The 20,782-nt window shown below is 67.7% G+C and carries 23 protein-coding genes; 11 read left to right on the top strand and 12 right to left on the bottom strand.

Annotated elements, in window-relative coordinates:
* Positions 1–3: 3 nt before the first annotated feature.
* The gene (locus NNX38_RS12085) at positions 4–1,521 is read right to left on the bottom strand and encodes a CHAD domain-containing protein (protein ID WP_255798230.1); all 1,518 of its coding nucleotides are present in this window, start codon (positions 1,519–1,521) and stop codon (positions 4–6) included.
* Positions 1,522–1,657: 136 nt separating this feature from the next.
* Between NNX38_RS12085 and NNX38_RS12080 the strand changes: the two genes are divergently transcribed.
* From NNX38_RS12080 to NNX38_RS12070, 3 genes are all read left to right on the top strand, one after another.
* Positions 1,658–2,635, top strand: coding sequence for an aldo/keto reductase (locus NNX38_RS12080; protein ID WP_255798636.1), 978 nt, complete (start codon positions 1,658–1,660; stop codon positions 2,633–2,635).
* A 137-nt stretch (positions 2,636–2,772) separates the two neighbouring features.
* Positions 2,773–3,144 carry a DoxX family protein gene (locus NNX38_RS12075; protein ID WP_255798229.1) on the top strand — a complete coding sequence of 124 codons (372 nt, stop codon included), beginning with the start codon at positions 2,773–2,775 and terminating at the stop codon, positions 3,142–3,144.
* On the top strand, positions 3,141–4,103 hold the full coding sequence (locus NNX38_RS12070) for a hypothetical protein (protein WP_255798228.1): 963 nt from the start codon (positions 3,141–3,143) through the stop codon (positions 4,101–4,103). The genes NNX38_RS12075 and NNX38_RS12070 overlap by 4 nt, the downstream gene beginning before the upstream one ends.
* A 29-nt stretch (positions 4,104–4,132) precedes the next feature.
* On the opposite strand, the gene zapE is transcribed toward NNX38_RS12070, so the two are convergent.
* The gene (gene zapE / locus NNX38_RS12065; protein ID WP_255798227.1) at positions 4,133–5,197 is read right to left on the bottom strand and encodes a cell division protein ZapE; all 1,065 of its coding nucleotides are present in this window, start codon (positions 5,195–5,197) and stop codon (positions 4,133–4,135) included.
* Between the two features lie 136 nt (positions 5,198–5,333).
* On the opposite strand from zapE, the gene NNX38_RS12060 reads away from it, so the two are divergent.
* From NNX38_RS12060 to NNX38_RS12050, 3 genes are read left to right on the top strand one after another with little or no spacing between them, the layout of a single operon-like run.
* Positions 5,334–5,624: a DUF1540 domain-containing protein gene (locus NNX38_RS12060; RefSeq protein ID WP_229952828.1), complete on the top strand. Its 291-nt coding sequence runs from the start codon at positions 5,334–5,336 to the stop codon at positions 5,622–5,624.
* Between the two features lie 3 nt (positions 5,625–5,627).
* A complete protein-coding gene (locus NNX38_RS12055; RefSeq protein WP_255798226.1) occupies positions 5,628–6,497 on the top strand; it encodes a restriction endonuclease in 870 nt (289 codons plus the stop codon).
* Between the two features lie 13 nt (positions 6,498–6,510).
* A complete protein-coding gene (locus tag NNX38_RS12050; protein ID WP_255798225.1) occupies positions 6,511–6,891 on the top strand; it encodes an RNA-binding S4 domain-containing protein in 381 nt (126 codons plus the stop codon).
* A gap of 17 nt (positions 6,892–6,908) precedes the next feature.
* Here NNX38_RS12050 and NNX38_RS12045 read toward each other — a convergent pair whose 3' ends face one another.
* Positions 6,909–8,435 (bottom strand): acetyl-CoA hydrolase/transferase family protein, encoded by a 1,527-nt coding sequence (locus NNX38_RS12045; protein WP_255798224.1) that lies wholly within the window; start codon positions 8,433–8,435, stop codon positions 6,909–6,911.
* A gap of 160 nt (positions 8,436–8,595) precedes the next feature.
* On the opposite strand from NNX38_RS12045, the gene NNX38_RS12040 reads away from it, so the two are divergent.
* The 3 genes from NNX38_RS12040 to NNX38_RS12030 are packed head-to-tail and all read left to right on the top strand — an operon-like array spanning position 8,596 to position 11,973.
* A complete protein-coding gene (locus tag NNX38_RS12040) occupies positions 8,596–9,363 on the top strand; it encodes a tyrosine-protein phosphatase (protein WP_255798223.1) in 768 nt (255 codons plus the stop codon).
* A gap of 2 nt (positions 9,364–9,365) precedes the next feature.
* The gene (nhaA, locus tag NNX38_RS12035) at positions 9,366–11,192 is read left to right on the top strand and encodes a Na+/H+ antiporter NhaA (RefSeq protein WP_255798222.1); all 1,827 of its coding nucleotides are present in this window, start codon (positions 9,366–9,368) and stop codon (positions 11,190–11,192) included.
* Positions 11,193–11,214: 22 nt separating this feature from the next.
* Positions 11,215–11,973 (top strand): SDR family NAD(P)-dependent oxidoreductase, encoded by a 759-nt coding sequence (locus tag NNX38_RS12030; protein WP_255798221.1) that lies wholly within the window; start codon positions 11,215–11,217, stop codon positions 11,971–11,973.
* A 22-nt stretch (positions 11,974–11,995) separates the two neighbouring features.
* Here NNX38_RS12030 and NNX38_RS12025 read toward each other — a convergent pair whose 3' ends face one another.
* Genes NNX38_RS12025 through NNX38_RS12015 form a run of 3 tightly spaced genes read right to left on the bottom strand, consistent with a single transcriptional unit; the run spans position 11,996 to position 14,781 of the window.
* Positions 11,996–12,763: an SDR family NAD(P)-dependent oxidoreductase gene (locus tag NNX38_RS12025; RefSeq protein ID WP_255798220.1), complete on the bottom strand. Its 768-nt coding sequence runs from the start codon at positions 12,761–12,763 to the stop codon at positions 11,996–11,998.
* Between the two features lie 50 nt (positions 12,764–12,813).
* Positions 12,814–14,073 carry an MFS transporter gene (locus tag NNX38_RS12020; RefSeq protein ID WP_255798219.1) on the bottom strand — a complete coding sequence of 420 codons (1,260 nt, stop codon included), beginning with the start codon at positions 14,071–14,073 and terminating at the stop codon, positions 12,814–12,816.
* Positions 14,074–14,115: 42 nt separating this feature from the next.
* A complete protein-coding gene (locus NNX38_RS12015; RefSeq protein WP_255798218.1) occupies positions 14,116–14,781 on the bottom strand; it encodes a peptidyl-tRNA hydrolase in 666 nt (221 codons plus the stop codon).
* 130 nt (positions 14,782–14,911) lie between these two features.
* On the opposite strand from NNX38_RS12015, the gene NNX38_RS12010 reads away from it, so the two are divergent.
* Entirely contained in the window at positions 14,912–15,394 is a 483-nt protein-coding gene (locus tag NNX38_RS12010) for a hypothetical protein (RefSeq protein WP_255798217.1), read from the top strand.
* A 26-nt stretch (positions 15,395–15,420) separates the two neighbouring features.
* On the opposite strand, the gene NNX38_RS12005 is transcribed toward NNX38_RS12010, so the two are convergent.
* The 3 genes from NNX38_RS12005 to NNX38_RS11995 all read right to left on the bottom strand — a co-directional run bounded on the left by NNX38_RS12005 (position 15,421) and on the right by NNX38_RS11995 (position 17,024).
* Positions 15,421–15,840, bottom strand: coding sequence for a hypothetical protein (locus NNX38_RS12005; protein ID WP_255798216.1), 420 nt, complete (start codon positions 15,838–15,840; stop codon positions 15,421–15,423).
* Positions 15,841–15,942: 102 nt separating this feature from the next.
* Positions 15,943–16,479, bottom strand: coding sequence for a hypothetical protein (locus NNX38_RS12000; protein ID WP_255798215.1), 537 nt, complete (start codon positions 16,477–16,479; stop codon positions 15,943–15,945).
* Positions 16,479–17,024 (bottom strand): hypothetical protein, encoded by a 546-nt coding sequence (locus tag NNX38_RS11995; protein WP_255798214.1) that lies wholly within the window; start codon positions 17,022–17,024, stop codon positions 16,479–16,481. The genes NNX38_RS12000 and NNX38_RS11995 overlap by 1 nt, the downstream gene beginning before the upstream one ends.
* Before the next feature lie 210 nt (positions 17,025–17,234).
* Here NNX38_RS11995 and NNX38_RS11990 point away from each other — a divergent pair, with 210 nt between their 5' ends.
* Positions 17,235–17,741 carry a GNAT family N-acetyltransferase gene (locus tag NNX38_RS11990; RefSeq protein WP_255798213.1) on the top strand — a complete coding sequence of 169 codons (507 nt, stop codon included), beginning with the start codon at positions 17,235–17,237 and terminating at the stop codon, positions 17,739–17,741.
* A gap of 75 nt (positions 17,742–17,816) precedes the next feature.
* Here NNX38_RS11990 and ligK read toward each other — a convergent pair whose 3' ends face one another.
* Genes ligK through NNX38_RS11975 form a run of 3 tightly spaced genes read right to left on the bottom strand, consistent with a single transcriptional unit; the run spans position 17,817 to position 20,738 of the window.
* On the bottom strand, positions 17,817–18,500 hold the full coding sequence (gene ligK, locus NNX38_RS11985) for a 4-carboxy-4-hydroxy-2-oxoadipate aldolase/oxaloacetate decarboxylase (RefSeq protein WP_255798212.1): 684 nt from the start codon (positions 18,498–18,500) through the stop codon (positions 17,817–17,819).
* Positions 18,493–19,548, bottom strand: coding sequence for an amidohydrolase family protein (locus NNX38_RS11980; protein ID WP_255798211.1), 1,056 nt, complete (start codon positions 19,546–19,548; stop codon positions 18,493–18,495). The genes ligK and NNX38_RS11980 overlap by 8 nt, the downstream gene beginning before the upstream one ends.
* Positions 19,545–20,738 (bottom strand): 4-oxalomesaconate tautomerase, encoded by a 1,194-nt coding sequence (locus NNX38_RS11975; RefSeq protein WP_255798210.1) that lies wholly within the window; start codon positions 20,736–20,738, stop codon positions 19,545–19,547. The genes NNX38_RS11980 and NNX38_RS11975 overlap by 4 nt, the downstream gene beginning before the upstream one ends.
* Positions 20,739–20,782 lie beyond the last annotated feature (44 nt).

Genomic DNA, 20,782 nt, shown 5'->3' with positions numbered 1-20,782 from the left:
CCCTCAGGGGCTGGTCGGGAAGCCTTTCCAAGCGTGGGCAAACCGCTCCTGGGCCGACTGGGCCGAGGCCTGCTCCAAGGCATGCAGCCGCCCGTAGGTAAAGCCGTTCTCACCGGCAGCCAACGCCGTTGCCCCCATACGCCGCAGGTAGGCCTGCGTCACCACGCTGTCCTGGTACTCACCCAGGACCTTCTGCACATGCTCGGCGGCGTCCACCATTTCCTTCGCTTCCTTCGGTTGCACGGGCGCCCAGACTTCGGCTGCGTAGCGCAACTGCTTGGCATCCTTGCGCGCGTCATGAAGCGCTTCCGCATATTCGAGGCCCGTCAATGTCCGTGTGGACCGTACCCGACGGTGCAGCCTTTTCCGGTCCCGCCGGATGATGCGGGCAGCTGCGGGACCTGCCGGTTCCCTGGCCGTTTCCGTCCAGAACGGGCTGTCCAGTAGTGCTTCGAGTCCGTCCAATGCCTGGAAATACCGCTGGGAGTGCAGTGCTTCGCGGACGTGACCGTAGGCCTCCCGATAGTCATGGAGCAGTTCCTCGTCCACGCGGGCGGCAACCGGCCCCATGACCAGGTCAGCGGGTTCGGCGGCAATCAGCTGCTGGAGCCGGTGCCGCATCACCTGCGCGTCCCGGGCCTTCCCCAGTACCCGGGCGAGCCACCGCAGCTCCCCGCGCAGCGAGCGCCCCGGCTCGGTGTCCATGATGCTGCGGTAGCTGGAGAGGGCCGAGCGCAGCCTCCTGGTGGCAACCCTCATCTTGTGGATGCCGTCAGCGTCCCCCCGCCGCACGCGCGGATCGTGGCGCAGCAGCTCTTCGAACTGTTCGCGCAGATACTCCAGCAGCAGCAGTGCTACCGGGCTTCGAGCGTCCAGGATGCCGGCATCGGTTCCGTCCGGAGTATCCCCGTTGCCCGCGCCGGTCCCCTCCGGGTGCCGCACTGCGTCCTGTCCCCCAACGCCGTCCGTGCCCGCCGGCACGGCACCGGCAGCGAGGAACATGGTTCCCGCGTCCTTGCCCAGCGCCCCGCCCGCGGACGCAACGGCCCAGACCCGCCGGTCCGGGCCGGAGGGCTCGGCTCCGATGCCCTCTGCCCTGGTGCTTTCATCAGTGACGCGGGCAAGCACCGTGCCCGCACCGTCCAGCAGGCCGTACTCCAGATAGCGCGTGACAAGGGTTTGAACAGGCACCGGTTCCCGGCCCCGAAGCACGGCTTGGAGGTCCTCCACCAGTTCCGCCGGAACCCCTGCACCGGGCCCGGTAGTGTTGCTGGCCCGGACCGCAGGCTCCAAAGAGGGTGCGCTGCGCTCCCAGCGCGTACCGCCGTCGTCGTCCGTGTGCCGGGAGAGGCTGAACCCGCGTCTGCGGAGGGAGCCGTCCGGGGTGTCATACCGGACTTCCGTGCGCCGGCCTTCCCGGGGCTGTGCCACTTTAGCGACACCAGCCAGCTCATGCAGCGGCGGCAGCACCAATGCTTCATCTACCAAGAAACGGCTTGCGGTACCTGTTCCGGCGGCCATGTGCGCCAGTATAGGACCGCAACCGCAGCTGCCGGGAGTCCTCGGGCCTCCTGCCTACCGGAGCGGGGCCGCGTCCCGGTAGCATCGTGCGGTAATGAACCCGCACTGCAGCAGCGGAGGCCAGCCGATGAACTCGATGACATACGCCAAGCTCGGCAAGTCAGGGGCAACTGTTTCGGTCATTGGGCTGGGCTGCCTGGGCTTCGGCGATCCGGACCGCGGCGCGCACGGATGGACCATCCGCGAGGACGAGGCCAAGTCCCTGCTGCGGCACGCGGTGGAGCTGGGCATCAATTTTTTCGACACCGCGAACGTGTATTCCGCCGGCCACAGCGAGGAAATCCTCGGAGCTGCCGTTGCGGAATACTGCCGGCGGGAAGAAGTCGTGATCGCCAGCAAGGTGCACGGCGAGATGGGACCGGGTCCCAATGGATGGGGGTTATCCCGCAAACACATCCTGTGGCAGGTGGAGCAGAGCCTGCGGCGCCTGCGCACCGACTACATCGACCTTTACCAGGTGCACCGCTGGGACGGCACCACGCCGCTCGAAGAAACGCTGGAGACCCTGGACCAGCTGGTCCGGGACGGCAAGGTCCGGTATCTGGGCGCCTCGAGCATGCACGCCTGGCAGTTCTCGAAAGCCATCTTCCTGCAGGAACAGCACGGCTGGGCGCAGTTCATCACCATGCAGGATCACTACAACCTCCTCTATCGCGAAGAGGAACGGGAAATGTATCCGCTCTGCGCGGACCGGGGCATCGGAGCGCTGCCCTATTCCCCGCTGGCGCGCGGGCGCCTGGCCCGTCCCTGGGGAACGAGGACGGTCCGGCAGGACTACGACGAACAGGGCCACATGCTCTACGGGGGCAACGAGGAAGTGGACCGCAGCATCACCGATGCAGTGGGGAACGTAGCCGAGGGGCTCGGCGCCACCCGGGCGCAGGTCGCCCTCGCCTGGGTCCTGGCCAACCCGGTGGTCACGGCTCCGTTGATCGGCGCCACGGCAGCTTCCCATCTGGACGACAACATCCAGGCCCTGGACATCCAGCTCGCCGAAGAGGAGTTCAGTGCGCTCGAGGAGTTCTACCGTCCCCGTCCCGTGGCCGGGTTCTGAGCGACCTGCGCTACGCCACGCCCGTTGTTGCGCAGTTCCCCGACGGCAGACCATCCTTGGGTTGTGATGGTTCCATTGGTTCACTCTGTTCTAATCTGCTGACTCCTGCCCGTACACAGAAAGTCGCTTAGGTACCCATGCTGTCTCTGGTCTTATGGCTTGTTCAACTGCTGTTGGCACTTCTATTTGCCGGAGTCGGCGTCGTAAAGATCTTCCAGAGCTATGCGCGTGTCCGGGAGAACCTTCGCTGGCCCGAGGACTTTTCCCCGGTCACCGTGAAACTGATCGGCGTCCTCGAAGTCCTTGGAGCGGCCGGACTGGTCATTCCCGAGGCAACCGGCCTGGCGCCCGTACTGACGCCGATCGCTGCATCCGGGCTGACCGTCCTGATGGCATTGGCTGTCCTGGTCCACGTGCGGCGGGGCGAACGCAACCGGATCGCCCTGGGCGTCATCCTGATGATGCTCTCGCTGGTGGTGGCGCTGGGCCGGTTTGGTGTCTTCGGGTGAGCAGTGCGGATCCGCAGCCGCCGCCGTCGCTCGGTGCCACCGTCGTCGGGCTCTACGCGCTGCTGCCGTCTGAATTCACTGCCGCTCGCAACGCCGCCGCCGCCGATGCCGGGCGGGCCGGGGACAAGGATCTGGCCAAACGCATCAAGGCCCTGCCAAAGCCCTCGACGGCGGCCTGGCTGGTTAATCTGCTGGCGCACCGGCGGCGGGAGGACCTGGATCAGGTGCTGGAGCTGGGAGCGGCGCTGCGCGAAGCCCAGGAGGACCTGGACCAGAAGCAGCTGCGCCGCTTAAGCACCGAACGCCAGCGGCTGCTGCGCGCGATTGTCCGCCAGGCCCGGGACCTGGCCTCCGAGCTGGACCACCCGGTCAGCGAATCGTTGGCAGCGGAAGCCGAACAGACCCTCTGGGCCGCGATGACAGACCCCTCGGCGGCCGAGGCCGTGGCCAGCGGCCAGCTGGTCCGTTCCCTCGCGGCCAGCGGGTGGGAAGAGGTGGACCTGGACGGTGCCGTTGCCGACCCGGACTCGATAGCCCACGGGGCCGGCGGCAGGGCGGGGGCCGGCCGGGTCGGGGCTGCGAAGGACAAGGGCGGGAGCCAGGACAGTTCCGCGGTCCGCCTACGGCAGGCCGAAGCCCGGCGGGCTGTCCGGAAGGCGCAGGCGGACCTGGAGGAAGCGGCAGCGGCCGAGCGCACGGCGCAGGAAGCGCTGGACGCCGCCCAGCGGGAAGTGGATGAGTCCGCCGGCCGTCGGGACGAGCTCACGGATGAGATCGACGAACTGCGGGAGCGGATTAGGCAACTCGAGCGGGAGGTCGCAACCGTGGACCGGCGTTCCGGGAAGCTGGAACGAGAGCGGGACCATGCCCGGCGCGCGGCCCGTGCCGCCCGACGGGCGGCGGAAAAAGCCCGGCAGAAGCTCGCTGACGCCCAGGACGCGGCCGACGCCGGGAACTGACATCGGGCGCTAACGGTGGGACGCGGTAGTTAACTTCCGGCCGCAGGCAGCTGTTGCAGCATCCCGAACCGGCTGCGGATCCGCGCCAGGTCGGTGGGGTGGGCTATCCCGGGGAACACGCCGTCGTAATCCGGCATCCCGATGACGTCCAGACGGCAGCCGGCGTCGTAGAGCACGTCCACGACGTTGCCGAAGCGCTGCCAGCCGTAGGGATTCGATCCTCCGACCGGGGGCACGCCGCTGATCACCCAGTGCCGGTGCGCCTGCGCCAGCTGCAGGTAGTCGGAGGTGGCCGACTGCGCATGGCACAGGTCCTCGAAATCGAACCACAGCTGCCCGCCGTCCGCCCGCAGGGCCTCCAGCGTCCGGGTGCCCGGTGTCAGCTGCACCCCTTCCGCTGCGCCGGGCGGGATCAGCCCGGCTACGGCAAGCAGCGCGTCGTCGTTGCTGCGCAGGTGATACCCGGCGGCGAAACCGGCGGTGTTTCCGGGGCGGGCACGGTAATCCGTGTCCCCGTCCAGCTCCAGGACCTGCAGGTGTCCGGTTATCAGTGCAATACCGGGTTCGAAGAGGTGGTGGAACATCTCGTCCGGAAGCAGCTCCTGCGGCGCGTAGTTGGATGTCGCCACGAGCACGATGCCGCGGTCCAGCACGGTGCGGAGCAGTCGGGTGATGAAGGCTGCGTCCGCCGGGTCCTTTACATGGAATTCGTCAAAGCACAGCAGCCGGACCCGGCCCAGCATCTGGTCCAGGGCCGCGGCGAAGGCCGAATCCTGCCGGTAGCCGGGGTTTCCGTAACCGGCGAAGACGAGTGCATGGAGTTCACGGAAGAAGTCGTGGAAATGCAGCCGCCGTTTCTGCGCGATATCCACGGAGTCGAACAACGTGTCCAGCAGCCAGGTCTTCCCCCGCCCCGGCGGGCCCCACAGGTAGACGGAGGTATTGTCCGGCGCGGGTTCGGCGGATCGGGCCGCCGCGGCAGCCGCGGCAAGCGCCGGAAGGACGCCCAGCTGGGCAGCGTCCAGGGCCAGGCCCTGCGCTTGCGCTGCGAGCTGGAATTCGGCGGCGGAGGCCGGGGCCTGCATAGCGGTCATCCTTCCGTTCTACCCAACCGGACGGCACCGGCCAAACCGGCCAAATAGGGCAGGGAAATTCGCGCTAATTATTCCCGCACCGCGGTGGTACGTTCGAAACCAGGCACGGAACGAATGACCGCCTTTTGGAGGAACCATGACCGACCACGTTGCCCATGTGCAGGACTGCACCGTATCCAGCTGCGACTTCAACCATGAGGGATGCACCGCCTACGCGATCACGGTGGGCGGCTCTCCCGATCACGCCAGCTGCGCCACATTCATCGACACATCAGCCACCGGCGGGCTGCCCAAGGTCCTCGCCCAGGTGGGTGCGTGCCAGCGCAATGAGTGCCGGTTCAATGACCACCTCATGTGCGACGCCCGCGATGTACGGGTGGGTCCCGGCGCGGAACTCGCTGACTGCCTCACCTACCAGCCCCGCTAACCGGTGGCATCAGTCCTTCTTGAATGGAATCCGGACCTCCCGGATCCCTGGCCCGGCGGTTACGGTCCGGCAGTAGCAGCGGTGAACGACGGCGGAACCTTCCGCCGGAGCATGCCCCTGATGGCCGGCCGCCCGCTGCTTGCTGGAACCGAGGTATGGCTCCTGCTGTGCGGCAGCCAGGGGATGCAGCGCGGACTGGTGGGCCACGGCGTCGTTGTCCCGCCCGGCCCCACCGGCACCGCCGACGCCGTGACGGTGGATTTCGACAGGCTGCTGCCCCTGGGCGAGCAAGTGCCGGCGTCGCTCCTCGAGGAAGATGTGCCGAACCTGCCCCGGGTCGGCGGCGCCGTGCCGGTACCGTCAGCTTCCTTGCCGGCACTGCGGCGGCTGTGGTCGGGATTTCTCGGCGCCGAGCCGGATCCGCTGAGCCCTCCCCCGGGCACGCTGGCTGCCGAAGCGTTGGGCCTGCAGCGCACTAACTCCTACGAGCACGACGCCGAGGCCCGCCGGCTGTGCCTGGCGTTCCACGGCAATTGCTGTGCGGCCTGCGGGCTGGTCCCTTCGCAGCGGTACGGTCCGGGAACCGAGGCGCTGATGCAGGTGCATCATCTGGTGCCGGGCACGGACCTGCCCGGCGGCTACGCATTGGATCCGGTCTCGGACCTGGTGCCGCTGTGTCCCACCTGCCACGCCGTGGCACATACCCGGGTTCCGGTCCCCTACACGCCCGCCGAGGTGCGCGGCCTGCTGGCCGCAGCACCGGATGCCGCAGCACGGGCAGCTGGCGGGGATGCCGTCGTCGTCGGGTCCCTAGTGAGCCCGGAGCAGCAGCAGGCGCTGGAAGACGCCGCCCGGCTGCGCGGACTTCGCTAGACTCGGAACTCCCATGAGCATTCCAGCGAGCACTTCAAAAACCGTCCGGGTGGACGCCTGGCTGTGGGCGGTCCGCGCCTATAAAACCCGGTCCGCGGCCACCGCGGCGTGCCGCGCCGGCCATGTCCGGCTGAACGGCAATCCCGCCAAGGCCGCGCAGCCGGTACAGCCCGGGGACACCGTCCGGATCCGGCAGCCCGGATTCGAACGGATCCTCGAGGTCCGGCAGCTGATCAGCAAACGCGTCGGTGCCGAAGCGGCGTCGCACTGCTTCACGGATTCCACGCCTGCCCGTCCCGCAGCTCCGGCGCTGGGTATTCCGGTACGGGACCGGGGCGCCGGCCGGCCCACTAAAAAGGACCGCCGCGAACTGGACCGGCTGCGCGGGAGCTAGGCCCCCGCGCAGATGCGCTAAAGGCCGGCGGGCTCCGGCAGGCTGGTTCCCGTTTCGACGAACCGCTGGTGGAAGGACAGGGACTCGTCCAGCAGATGCGGGGTGTGCTTGCCCATGCTGTTCCGGCTGGCGCGCTCGAAGTAGTCCTGCAGCAGCGGCTGGAAGTCCGGGTGCGCGCACTTCTCGATGATGACGCGGGCGCGCTGCTTGGGCGACAGGCCGCGCAGATCCGCCAGGCCCCGCTCGGTGATGATCAGCATGGTGTCGTGTTCCGTGTGGTCCACGTGCGCGGCCATGGGCACAATCCCGGAAATCTTCCCGCCCTTGGCCGTGCTCGGGGACATGAAGGCGGAAAGGAAGCCGTTGCGGGCAAAGTCCCCGGAGCCGCCGATGCCGTTCATCATGGCCGTACCGGCAACGTGCGTGGAGTTCACGTTTCCGTAGATGTCAGCTTCGATCATGCCGTTCATGGCGATGCAGCCCAGCCGGCGGATCAGTTCGGGGTGGTTGGAGATCTCCTGGGTCCGCAGGATGATGCGCTTGCGGTAAAAATCGATGTTCGAGTTGAATTCCTCGATGCCCGCCGGGCTCAGCGAGAAGGACGTCGCGGAGGCCACCCGGATCACGCCGTCGCGGATCAGGTGCAGCATGCCGTCCTGGATCACCTCGGTGTAGGCCGTGAGCCCGGTGTACCCGGCGGTGGAGAGTCCGGCGAGCACGGCGTTGGCGATGTTGCCCACCCCCGACTGCAGCGGAAGGAGCTTGTTGGTCAGCCGGCCGGCCTTGATTTCGGCATCGAAGAAGTCCAGCAGGTGCCCGGCGATCTGCTGCGAGGTTTCATCCGGCGCTGCGAACGGAGTCATGCGGTCCGGCGCGTCCGTCTCAACCACGGCAATGACCTTCTCCGGGTCCAGACGCAGGTAAGGCTCCCCGATGCGGTCATCCGGGTTCACCAGCATGATGGGCTTGCGGTGCGGGGGCAGTGCGGTGCCGTAGTAGACGTCGTGCATGCCGTCCATGGCTTCCGGCTGCTGGCGGTTCACCTCGATGATGACCTTGTCCGCCTGCTCAAGCCAGGTCTTGTTGTTACCCACGGAGGAGGACGGGATGAGGCTGCCGTCCTCGTTGATGCCCACTACCTCGATCACGGCCAGGTCCACGTGCCCGTAGAACCCGAACCAGGTGTACTGGGCCACGTGCCCGAGGTGGATGTCGATGTACTCGAGTTCGCCGTCGTTGATCCGCTTCCGCAGCGTGGGATCGGACTGGTAGGGCAGGCGCAGTTCCATGCCGCCGGCCTTGGCCAGCACGCCGTCGAGTTCCGGGGCCGTCGAGGCGCCCGTGAGGACCTTGATCTGGAAGTCCTCGCCCTTTGCGTGCGCTGCTTCCATCTGGGCGGCGAGCGCCTGCGGGACCGCTTTGGGATAGCCTGCGCCGGTGAAACCGCTCATCGCCACGGTCATTCCCGGGCGGATCATGGCCGCTGCCTGTTCGGCGGTCATAACGAGTTGCTGGAGTCCGGGATGGGAAATGCGACGGTGCATGGAGAGGCCTTTCAGAGAACGAGATCGAATTCACCCTATCGCCATGTGAGCCGTGCCTCATAGTCGGGTGTCGGCGCACACGTTGCCGATCGTGCCTAAGATGGTGCCCACAAGCGCCGCCGGCCATGCCCGGCGGATGGCACCCGGGAGGAAACCTGCCATGCCGAAACCCATCATTCCTGCCCCGGCTCCGCTGGCGAATCTGCGGGATCTGGGCGGGATTCCAGTGGACGGCGGAAAGATCCGCACCGGCCTGGTGCTCAGGGCCGACGACGTCGCGACCACCACCGCGGAGCAGGTAGCCGAGCTCGTGGAGGCGGGTCTGCGCACCATCATCGATCTGCGCTCCGCCGGCGAGGCGGAACGCACCGGACGGGGCCCGTCCGCAGACCATCCGGTGCAGTATCTGGCCCTGCCTCTGACCGATGCCATGGACGCCCCGCCGGAACTGGCGGGGCAGCTCCTGCAGTCGGTCCGCTCCCCCGAGCAGGTGGGCCAGTGGTATGCCAAAATTTTCGTCTCGCAGAAAGAGGTACTGGTGCGCGGCCTGCAGGCTGTGGCCGACTCCCCCGGCGCGGTGCTGTTCCATTGTGCCGCCGGCAAGGACCGCACCGGCTTGTTCGCCGCAGCGCTGCTGGTGGTGCTGGGTGCGGAACCGGAGGCCGTCGTCGAGGATTACGCCCGAACCCAGGCCCGGCTTCCCGAGGTCTATCGCAGGATGGGGCTGACCGAGCTCAGCGGCGGTTATGACATCCCCGCGGATCATCCCGTACTGGCGGCCCACCCGGCCGCCATGCGTTCGATGCTGGCAACCCTCGATTCCAGGGCGGGCGGCGCGGCCGCGGTGCTGCGTTCCGGCGGGCTCTCTTCCGAACTGGTCGGCCGCCTGCGCCGCAAGCTGGTGCAGCCCGTACCCGCGCAGGTGTAGCGGTGCCGGCCCGCCCGCAGCGTATTGCCACTACGGCTGCCACCGGCCGGGGTGATGCGGACAAGCGCCCCGCTGCACTGCTGCTGCTGGCCACCATCGCGGCGGTGCTGTGGGCCAATGCGCCGTTTTCCGGTTCCTATGAGTACTTCTGGGAAACCACCGTCGAGGTGCGTGCCGGCAGCATGATTTTGGAGTTGACGGCCCGGGAAGTGGTCAATGACGCGCTCATGGCCGTGTTCTTTTTCGTGGTGGGGCTCGAGGTGCGGCGGGAATTTGCCCTGGGCGAGCTGACCAACCGGTCCCGGGCCGTGATTCCGGTGGTCGCTGCGGCCGCGGGGATTGCCGTGCCCGCCGCAGTCTTCCTGCTGTTCACGGCCGGAACGGACAATGCCGCCGCGTGGGGCGTGGTCATTTCCACCGACACCGCGTTTCTGCTGGGTGCACTGGCCGTTGCAGGACCTCGGGTTCCCGGCAGGCTGCGGATCTTCCTGCTGACCCTGGCGGTGGTCGACGACGTTGCCGCGCTCAGCATCATCGCCCTGGTTTATACCGAACATCTGCAACCCGTGCCGTTGCTGCTGGCCTTCGCCGGGCTCGCCGCCGTCGCACTGACCCGCCGCTTGCCGTACGGTCGCGGCGGCGCCTACGCCGTTCTGGCAGTCCTTGTGTGGCTGGCCTTTTACGCATCGGGAGTGCATCCGACGTTGGCCGGCGTCGGCATTGCCCTGATGGTCCCGGTGTTTCCGCCCGCCCGGCGGGACGTGGAACATGCGTTGGAGCTGACCCGTGTATTCCGCCAGTCGCCCAATTCCCGGTACGCCCGGGCTGCGGTGCACGGCGTGCGGGAGTCCCTCTCCATCAACGAACGCCTGCACAGTGCCTACACGCCGTACGTGGATTACCTGATCCTGCCCGTATTCGCCCTCGCCAACGCCGGAGTGCGACTGGACGGGCCAACGTTGGAACAAGCCCTGCGCTCCCCGCTGGCCTGGGGCATTGTCTGCGGCCTGGTTTTGGGAAAATTCATCGGCATTTTCGGTGCTGCCGCGCTGCTGCACCGGCTGCGGATCGGCGAGTTCGGCCCCGGCCTGACGCTGGGCCGCATCGCCGGCGGCGCCGCCCTGTCCGGCATCGGATTCACCATCGCCCTGTTCATCATCGGCCTCGCCATCGAGGACCCTGCGGTGCAGAACGAAGCACGGGTGGCGGTCTTGGCCGGATCGCTTCTGGCGTTCGCCGCGGGGAGCGCCATCTTCCGGACCGTGGAAGGACGGCGCCCTGCCGTTCCCCCGGGTGAGGTGCTGGCCCGGCCGGTGGATCCGGCCCGCGACCACGTGGTGGGACCCACAGACGCTCCGTTGACCCTCGTGGAATACGGGGACTACGAGTGCCCGTTCTGCAGCCGGGCCACGGGGACCATCATGGAAGTGCGCGAGTACTTCGGTGCAGACCTGCGCTACGTCTGGCGCCATCTGCCCTTGTCCCGGGTCCATCCCAATGCCGTTGCGGCCGCCGAGGCCGCAGAGGCCGCGGGCCGGCAGGGGCGCTTCCGGGAGTACAGCGCGCACCTTTTCGAGAACCAGGACAACCTCCTCCCGGAAGACCTGCTGCGTGCGGCGGAGAGCCTGGGCCTGGACATGGACCGGTTCGAAGCAGACCTGCGCTCGGCGGAGGTCAGCAACCGCGTGCTGGACGATGCCCTGGACGCCGAGTCCATGGACCTGCACGGAACTCCCACCTTCTTCATCGGGCGTCGCAGGCACCACGGCCCCTACGACGCGGCCACCCTGATCCGTGCTCTGGAGGCATCACGTTCCGCCGTGCCGTAGGGCCTGCGGGTAGGCTCGGACGATGAGTACAAACGCATTGGTCACCGGCGCAGGCCGGGGCATCGGAGCAGCAATCGCAGCCGCCCTCGCAGAGGCCGGCTATACCGTGGCGGTGCACGCCGGACACGACGCCGACGCCGCACGCCGGGTTGCCGATGCGCTGCCCGGGGCGGGGCACGCCGTCGTCGTCGGGGATCTGTCCTCCCCCGCGGAGTGCCAACGGGTCTTCGCCGAGGCCGTGGACCAGCTCGGCGGCCTGGACGTCCTGGTGAACAACGCGGGCATCTTCCGGGCCCAGCCGGTGACGTCTGGATCTTTTGCCGATTGGCAGGAGGCATGGCGGCAGACCATCGACATCAACCTGACGGCACCGGCAAACCTCTGCCGGCTGATGGCCGAGCACCTGATTGAGCGGCCCGCGGGTCCGGCGGGCGGACGGCTGGTGAATGTGGGATCGCGCGGCGCGTACCGCGGGGAACCGGAGAACCCGGCCTACGGCGCCAGCAAGGCCGGGCTGCACTCCCTTACCCAGTCCCTTGCCGTGGCGCTGGCGCCGCATGGGATCTTCTCCGCCGCCGTCGCACCGGGATTCGTGGACACCCGGATGGGCCGCCCCGCGTTGGAGGGTGCCAGCGGCGCAGCCATCCGGGCGCAGAGTCCGTTCAACCGGGTCGCGGAGCCGGAGGAAGTCGCTGCGACCGTAGCCTGGCTCGCCACGGCGGCTCCGGAGTGGGTCAGCGGTACGGTGATCGACGTCAACGGCGCCTCGCACCTGCGCTGACCTCCGCGGGCGGGGCTGACCCCTAGGCCTGCTGCGGCTGTCCGTTGCTGGCCGTGGTGCCGCCGTCGACGGGCAGGATCGCGCCGGTGATGAACCGGGCGGCGTCGGAGGCCAGGAACAGGATCGCGTCCGCCACCTCGTCCGGCTGGCCCGGGCGGCCCAGGGCAATCCGTTCGGCGAACTTTGCCTTCTGCTGTTCGTCGTCCTTCTTGTCCTCGACCAGGTCGGTCCAGATCAGGCCCGGTGCCACGGCATTCACGCGGACCCCGTCCTTGCCGTGGTCCAGGGCCACCGCGCGGGTGAAGTTGTTGACCCCGCCCTTGGCCGCGTTGTACGCGCTCATGTTCCAGTCAGCTGCCATGCCGGAGACGGAGGAGGTGTTGACGATGCAGCCCTTGGATTCGATCAGGTGCGGGATCGCTGCCTTGGTGCCGTAGAAGACGCCCGAGAGGTCGGTCTCAATGACCCGGTGCCATTCCTCGACGTCGGTCTCTTCGACCGGCCCGTTGGTCAGCGTGCCGGCGTTGTTTACCAGGACGTCCAGGTGCCCGTGCTGCTGCACGGTGTCCTCGACGAGCTTGCGGACATCGTCCCAGTTGGCGGAATCGGCGACGACGGCCGTGGCCGTGCCCTCGGGCAGGCCGGCTACGGTGGCGGTGATTTTCTCTGCCACGGTGTCGGTCAGGACAACGGTGGCTCCTTCGGCAACGAAGCCCCGCGCCGCTGCTTCGCCGATGCCGGATCCGGCGCCGGTGACAATGACGACTTTGCCCTCAAAACGGTTATTCATGTGCAAGCCTTCCTCGTGTCCAAGCAGGGTGCCAGCGGTAGTGCCAGTCCTTACGAACCTATCACCGGGCGTTTCGGCACCGCGTCCAGTTCGTCGTCCACGAACCGCGGTGCGGCTGCACGGATGCCGGCACCGACCATCACGGCGGCAGAGGCAATCAGGAGCGCCAGCGGCAGGGTCCAGCTGCCGGAGAGATCGTGCAGGGCGCCGATGGCGAACGGTCCCATGGCGGCCAGCAAATAGCCGACGGGCTGGATGAAGCCCGAAAGCTGCGCGGTGACCCGCGGTTCCCGGGAGCGGGCGGTGATCAGCGCCAGCGCGGTGGGGAAGGCGAACCCGCCCACGCCAAGGAACAGTGCCCAGAGCCAGGGCAGTGTGTCCGCTGCCAGCAGCAGCCCGCTGTAGCCGGCCGCCATGCAGACACCGAGGCCAACAATGTAGGTCCGCAGGCGCGGCGAGCGAGCCACCAGCACGGGCATGATCAGGCCGCCCGGGATGCCAAGCCCGGCAATGATCGCGGCCATCAGCCCGGCATGCGCCTGTTCCAGTCCGGCGTCGCGGTAGATCTGCGCAGCCCAGCCGAACTGGACGTAGGCGTGCATGGACTGGACGCCGAAAAAGATGCTCAGGGCGACGGCGGTGCGTGACGAGCGCATCCGGGTGCCCTTCGCCGCGCGCGGCCCGCCGGCAGCCAGCGGGTCCCGCCCGGTGCGAAGTGCCAGGACCGCCCAGAACATAAACGCCGCCAGGGCCGCGGCACCCCACACTCCCAGGCTCAGCCGCCAGCCGGCCGGACCACTGCCCGCCAGTACGCCGCCCAGCAGCAGCGGCAGGCTGGCGCCCAGGGCCAGCGTGGTTCCATAGACGGAGTTCAGCAGCGCCAGGCGCCGCCCGCCGTGGCGCTTGATGAAGGCGGGGACGAGGATGTTGCCCACCGCCATGCCGGCGAAGGCAAGCACGGTAAGCATCAGGAAGAGCACGGCGGATCCTGCCAGCGCCCGCGCCAGCAGTCCGGCGGCCACCGCTCCCAGCGCCAGGACAATGGCGCCGTTGATTCCGGTCTTGCGTGAGAGTGCGACGGCGAGCGCCCCCACCACGGCAAAAGTCAGTCCCGGCAGCGCGGTCAGCACCCCGGCGGCGGTGGCGTCCAGGTCCAGTGCGGCCTGCAGCTCGGCCAGGACCGGACCGACGGAAGACGCGCCGGGGCGCAGATTGACGGCGACCAGAACCACGGCGATGCCGACCAGCCAGATCGGCAGGGTGCGGCCGCCCGCGGTGGTGTTGGCCGGTGTCCCCTTGGTGTCGCTCACCCGAGTCTTTCTATCACGGCGCGGGCACCCGGGACCCATGTGTCAGACGGGCGAACCGGCGGCCGGGCTGAAGCTGGCCGACTCCACGAACGCCGTCGCGGTATCGGGAGCAATCTCCGTCATCCCGGCGTCGACAATCAGAGGTCCTGCGCCCGGGCGGGCGGCCGACTCGGCAAAAAGCTTCCCGGCCGTGAAGCGGACTCCCGCAGGCTCCCCCGCTTGCTGCCAGGCCTGTCGAGCGGACGGGTCCAGCTGCAGGTACCAGGACAGCAACGCGTGCGCTGCCTGGGCGGAGGCCTTGCCGGTGGACATGTCCAGGTCCGCGTTCAGGACGATCACCGGGGCGTTTCCCGGCCAGGGCGCGGGGGCCTCATCCGGCAGCTGGGTACCGGAAACCTGCAGCTTCGCGAGGTTCTTGGGCATCTGCTCGTAAGTGACCGGTTCGAAGGCGAGGGCCTGCGCCCTGCCCACTGTCACCGCTCCCGACGGCGCTTCAGCGGCCAGCTTCCCGAAGGTGCTCGGATTCGCGCGGCGGACGGTCTTCGTAAACCGGCCGTACAACCAGTTCTCCCAGGCTTCGCTGTCCTCAGTGGCCGTATATGCCCGAACGCTGGCGACGGCGGCAGCGGCCACGGCGTCGCGGTGGGCGGCTGGATCGGTCTTGTCCACGAGCAGGACGATGGGCTGGACTTTGTCGAACGGCTGCATGCTTCCAGTTTTCCATGTTCCGGCGGACGCGTTCTGCCGGGGTGCACCGCAGCTGAGCCGGGCCGCCGTCGAACCTTGGATGCCGTCACTACTCTGCCCCTGCTCCCGCCGCCGCGGTAGCGTGCGCGGCATGAGCGATCGCGAAACCCAGAGACACAGTTCCATTCCCCCGCGGCAGGCACCCGCTTCCGCCCCGACCCCGGGTCCTTCCCGCAGCCCCGGGACAGCCGATACGGCAGGACCGGAGACGCAGTGGCAGGCGATGGAACGTGAGGACGGCCTGTACACCGTGGCCCAGATAGCCCAGCAGCTGGGCTTCGGCGGCGGCCCCAATTCGATGGCACGGCAGCTCACCGGGAAGGGGAGGATTCTTGTTGTAAAGCGGGGAGAGCAGTTCCTGTATCCGGGTTTCCAGTTCGACTGGGGCAGCGAACGGGTTCTTCCCACGGTCAAGGACGTGGTCAGGATGGGCCGCCAGGCCGGCTGGGCGGATGAGCGGATTGCCCTGTGGTTCTACACATCCAACCGGCGTCTGTCGCATAAACGCCCGGTGGACGTGAGGGCCAATGAGGAGGAGCTGATCGCTCTCGCCGGGGAAGAGTTCGGGCAGTAACTGCTCGCCGGAACGGGGGTCCCGGGCTAGAGGCGGATGGCGGCAGCCATCTCGTTGACGAAGTCCTCGGTCTCGGCCGCGTTCCGGAACCCGTAGGAGACCTCCCGCACCGCTTCCTGCCGGGAACCGGGCACGGCGTGGTATTTGATAGCGGCAAAGTTGCCCGGTTCGCTGACCGGTTCCACCAGGGGACGGTCATTCAGCCGGGCGAACTGGCGTAGGGTCGGGTCGATGCGCCACTGATCCGTCTCCACCCAGAAGTGATCGCCCATGCCGGAGCTTCCGCTGGCCACCCGCACGTCCTCCAGCCCGGCGGAGGACATCAGCCAGGCAAGCGTGAAGGAAGCGGGGGCACCCAGCCCGGAGCCGTAGGGAATATGGGCCTCGGCTACGGCTGCTGCCTGTTCTGCGAGGGCGGTGGCTTCCTTGAGGCTGAGTGTCTGCATACTTCTATGTTCTCAGCCGCAGGGCACAAACCTTGCCGCCGCCCCGGCACCCTGCCGGCACGCCGCCCCGCCACCCTGCCAGCACGCCGTCCCGGCGCCGGTTCAGGCGGCTGCCCCGGTGTCCGGTCGGCGCATCCGGTCAGTTGCACGCCGGACCGGTGGATCGCTTTCCGCGTTCTGCAGCAGCCGGTCGAAGTCCATGAGCCCCACGTCGCCGCATTTGAAGGACAGCCTGGCCTCGGGCCTGCTGCCCGCCGCGGTAGGTTTCCGCCGCCCGGTAAGCGCCAGGCGCAGCTGCCCGCCGCCGTCGTCGTTGACCTGCAACTGCCGCTTCGCTACCAGTTCACGGACGCCTTTGGCATCCACTGCAGGTGCGTTGTAGAAGTACTCCCGGACCACTCGGGTGAGGGCTTCCGCATCCGTGCGGTCCTGCCGCGGCCACCGGATCAGTTTGTCCGTGACTGCCTGGACGGGCTGAACAATGAAGCCGAACGCGATAAGCAGTGCAATCAGGTCACCGCCGCCCATAACGAGGAACAGCATGGCGGCCACGCTCAGGCCCACGATGGTCCGCACTGAGTGCGGGTGCCGTGGGCTGAGCGGAATGGTGACCAGTATCGGTTGGATCTGCGCGGCCATCAGGACCAGCCTCCCTTTAGCCCGGCCAATGCCTCTGCTTCCCGGGCGAGCCTGGCCGCCTCGTGGAGCTCGTGGTCGGAGCGGCTTCGGTTATAAATCATGGGGTCCTGCTCGATGGCCGCTTCGAGGGAGCGCAGCCGGTTTCGGTGGTTCTCCGCCGTTTGCGCCAGCTTCAGCTGCGACTTCGAATTTGTCAGTTTTTGCATCAATTCCTCCACACGGGATTCCTTCGCACGGACAACCTCAAAATGGTGGCGCGCCGTGGCTTCAACGCGTACCGCCAGGTCATGCATGCGGCGCGCGGTAGCGGCGAGACTGACGGCGTGGCCTGCGGTCAGCCGTTCCTCCGCTACAACAGCTTCCAACGCTTTCAACCGGGTTTCGTAGGACCGCGTGACCGCACTGTAGTGCCGCGTCACTTCCCATGCCGCGCGGACCTGGTTCCGCAGCACGTCCTGGCGTGCTGCGGTGGCAGCAATCGCCGCATCGAGCCGCGCGCAGGTCTCGGCGTACCTGTCCGGGGGCCCGGGAACCCCGAACTGCACCTGCACTATCCTTTGGACCCGCCTGAGGTTTTCGCCCACAGCTGCCTCTCTACAGTCTGCCGCTGTACCGGGAAAGAGTGCCGCATCGGATTCGAGGCAGAAACGGCTCCTGACGGCGGCAACGGTCATCCGGTCCATTAACCCTGCCCGCGCCCGGCCCGCCGGGTCAATGGATGGAGCCCGTTTGCGAGCATGTGGAAGACTGCGGGCATGGAAATCCGTCCCGCCGCGTTGCTCGGCGGCTCTTACCGGGTGCGCAGGGCAGAGCGCGACGACGTCGCTCCGATTGTTCGACTGCTGATGGCCGACATGCCGGCTTCCGATGCCGTTGCCGGTACGCCGGGCGCCAATCCCCTGGCGCCGTATCTGCGCGCTTATGCTGCCATTGCCGCGGATCCGGCCAACTTCCTGGCCGCGGTCGAGGATTCAGCCGGGAAGATTGCGGGGACACTGCAGTTGACCCTGATCCCCTGCCTGGCTCTCGGCGGGGCAACCCGGTTACAGGTTGAAGCCGTCCATGTGCGGGCCGATCTCCGGTCCAACGGGCTCGGTGCGGCCATGATGGACTGGGCGGTTGCCGAAGGCCGGCGGAACGGCGCCACGTTGGTCCAGCTCACCTCCAATGCGCGGCGGGAGTCCGCACACCGCTTTTACCAGCGGCAGGGCTTTGACGCCTCACACATCGGATTCAAGCGTGTACTTCCGCCGCTGCCGTAAGCTGCGTCGATTCCCGTCTCCGCCGCGGCGGGTGGTGATGCGGACCGAGTTCCAACCCGCACCACCCTCCATCGGCTAATCGATGTAGCGCAGTCCTGCCGCTTCCAGCGGTCCCCGCATCGAGTACATGTCCAGTCCGAGTTCTCCCGCGGCGAGGCGTTCGCGTTTGGCTGCCTCGTTGTCCTCCCGCTTCCGGGAAGCCTCGGCCACTTCTGCGGCACGGTCGGCAGGAACGACGACGACGCCGTCCACATCTGCGACCACCACGTCGCCGGGGTTCACCAGGGCGTTGGCGCACACTATCGGAACGTTTACCGAACCCAGGGTCGCCTTCACCGTTCCCTTGGAGTTGATGGCACGCGAGAACACGGGAAAGTCCATCTCTTCCAAAGCCGCGGCATCACGGCAGCCGCCGTCGATCACCAGACCAACACCGCCGCGGGCACGCACCGAAGTGGCCAGCAGCTCGCCGAAGAAGCCGTCTTCGCTCTCCGTGGTGCAGGCGGCCACCAGCACGTCGCCGGGCTGGAGTTGTTCAACGGCCACGTGCAGCATCCAGTTGTCCCCTGGCTGCAGCAGCACGGTCACCGCCGGGCCGCAGAGTTTGGCACCGGGGTAGACGGGGCGCATGTAGGGGCGCATCAGTCCCAGCCGGCCCATGGCCTCGTGCACGGTGCTGGTGCCGTACGGGGCCAAAGCCTCGACGTCGGACTGCGGGGCACGGGTGATGCTGCGGTGGACCACTCCGAGTTCATGCATGGGTGCTGCTCCTTTGGGGTTCATGGCCCTGCCTCGTCAGCAGGGCATCCAGGCGCGGATAGACGGCACGGGTATTGTTCTCACGGATATCGGCAAGTTCCTCGCCGGTCAGGCCCGCCGCAGCCAGATACCGCCCGGTGTCATCGAAGTTAAACCCGGTGCCTGGATCGACGTCCCGCACCGCTCCGATCATCTCGGAGGCGAAGAGGATGTTCCGGGTGGGCATCACCTCCAACAGCAGGTCGATGCCGGGCTGGTGGTAGACGCAGGTGTCGAAGAAGACGTTGTTGAGCAGGTGTTCCTCCAGCGGCGGCTTCTTCAGTGCCATGGCCAGACCGCGGAAGCGCCCCCAGTGGTAGGGCGCGGCGCCGCCGCCGTGCGGAATAACGAACTTCAGCTCCGGGAAGTCCGTAAACAGGTCCCCCTGGATCAGCTGCATTACCGCCGTGGTATCCGCGTTGAGGTAGTGGGCGCCCGTGGTGTGGAAGGCCGGATTCACGCTGGTGCTCACGTGGATCATCGCCGGCAGGCCGTACTCAACCATCTTTTCGTAGATCGGGTACCAGGAGCGGTCCGTCAGCGGAGGGGAGGTCCAGTGGCCGCCGGAGGGGTCCGGGTTGAGGTTCAACGCCACGGCACCGTATTCGTTGACGCAGCGTTCCAGTTCCGGGATGCAGGACGCCGGGTCCACGCCGGGCGACTGCGGCAGCATGGCGGCCGGAGCAAACCGGTCGGGGAAGAGTTGGCTGACCCGGAAGCACAGCTCGTTGCAGATGGCCGCCCACGCGGCGGAAGTGGCGAAGTCCCCTACGTGGTGCGCCATAAAGGAGGCGCGCGGCGAGAAGACGGTCAGGTCGATACCGCGCTCGTCCATCAGGCGCAGCTGGTTCGCGGAGATGCTTTCGCGCAGTTCATCGTCGCTGATGACCAGGTCCGCCGGGTCCGGAGCAGCCGTTCCGGGATCGGCGAGCGCCGCGATCTGCCGGTCCCGCCAGTCGCCCAGGGCCGGCGGTGCGGTGGTGTAGTGGCCGTGGCAATCGATGATCATCGGGTGTTCTCCTCTGTTGCTGCCGCCTCCTGGAGACGGCGCGGGACAAAAACTTCGCCGGCCATGATCAGCCGGGCGGTGCGCAGCAGCGCGGATTTGGTGACGTGCTGGGGGTCCTGCGGGTCGAGCCCGAGTTCCACGGTGAATTCACCGGAGGGATGCTCCACCGAAACCGTCAGGTCCGCTCCGGCACCGGCATCCGCAACGGTGCTGACTTCCCGTGCCACGGTGCCGTCAATGACGCAGGCGGTGGCAGCGGTGACGGCGGCCAGCACGCCAATGGATTCGTGGCATACATGCGGGATGAAGCTGCGGGTGGTGATGGTGCCGCCGTGTGCCGGCGGGGCTATCAGTGTCATCTTCGGGTAGTTCTTGGCGGTGACGTCTCCCAGCCCCATCAGATGCCCGCACTGGAGCCGCAGTGCTTCAAGCCTCTGCTTCAGCTCTTCGTCACGGTTCAAATCGGCGGCGGATTCGTAGCCGGTGCGGCCCAGGTCCGCGGCCCGGACCATGACCAGCGGCTGGCCGTTGTCGATGCAGGTGACGCGGACCGGACCTCCGCCGTCGAGAACGACCGTGTCGCTGGCGTTGCCGGTGGGAAGCAGGGAGGCACAGACGGAACCGGCCGTGTCCAGGAAGTTGATGGTGACAGCCGCCGCCGTGCCGGGAACGCCGTCGATCCGCGTGTCCCCGCCGTACTCGACAAACCGGCCCTGGTCCCCTGCCGGCGTCACGATGCTGATCTCGGCCACCATGCCCGTGTTCAGGGTCAGGACCCGGGCAGTGGTGGTATCCCCGCCGGGCTGAAGGAGGCCGGACTCCACGGCGAACGGAACGACGGCGGCGAGCATGTTTCCGCAGTTGGCCGTGGTATCAACGGTGTCGGAAGTTGGTTGCAGCTGGGCGAACTGGAATTCCAGGTCCACCCCGTCCCGGCTGCTGACGTCCACAATCCCCACCTTGCTGGTCAGCGGATTGCCGCCGCCCAGTCCGTCAATCTGCAGGGGGTGGGGGGATCCGAGGGCGGCAAGCAGCACCTCGTCCCGGCGTTCGCCGTGCAGGGCAGCGGGCAGGTCGGCGCGGCGGAAGAACGGTCCGCGGGAGGTCCCTCCCCGCATGAACCAGCAGGGGATGCCAAGCTGACTGCCGCGGATGGAACCCGGCACCGAGGACTTTTCTGTGGTCTGCACCACAAGAATGTACCGCGTCAACCAGATTGTTGACAATAACGGTG

This window comes from Arthrobacter sp. zg-Y238, from assembly GCF_024385525.1.
In the GTDB taxonomy this organism is placed as follows: Bacteria; Actinomycetota; Actinomycetes; order Actinomycetales; family Micrococcaceae; genus Arthrobacter_B; species Arthrobacter_B jinronghuae.
This window is presented reverse-complemented; position numbering and strand designations above follow the sequence as displayed.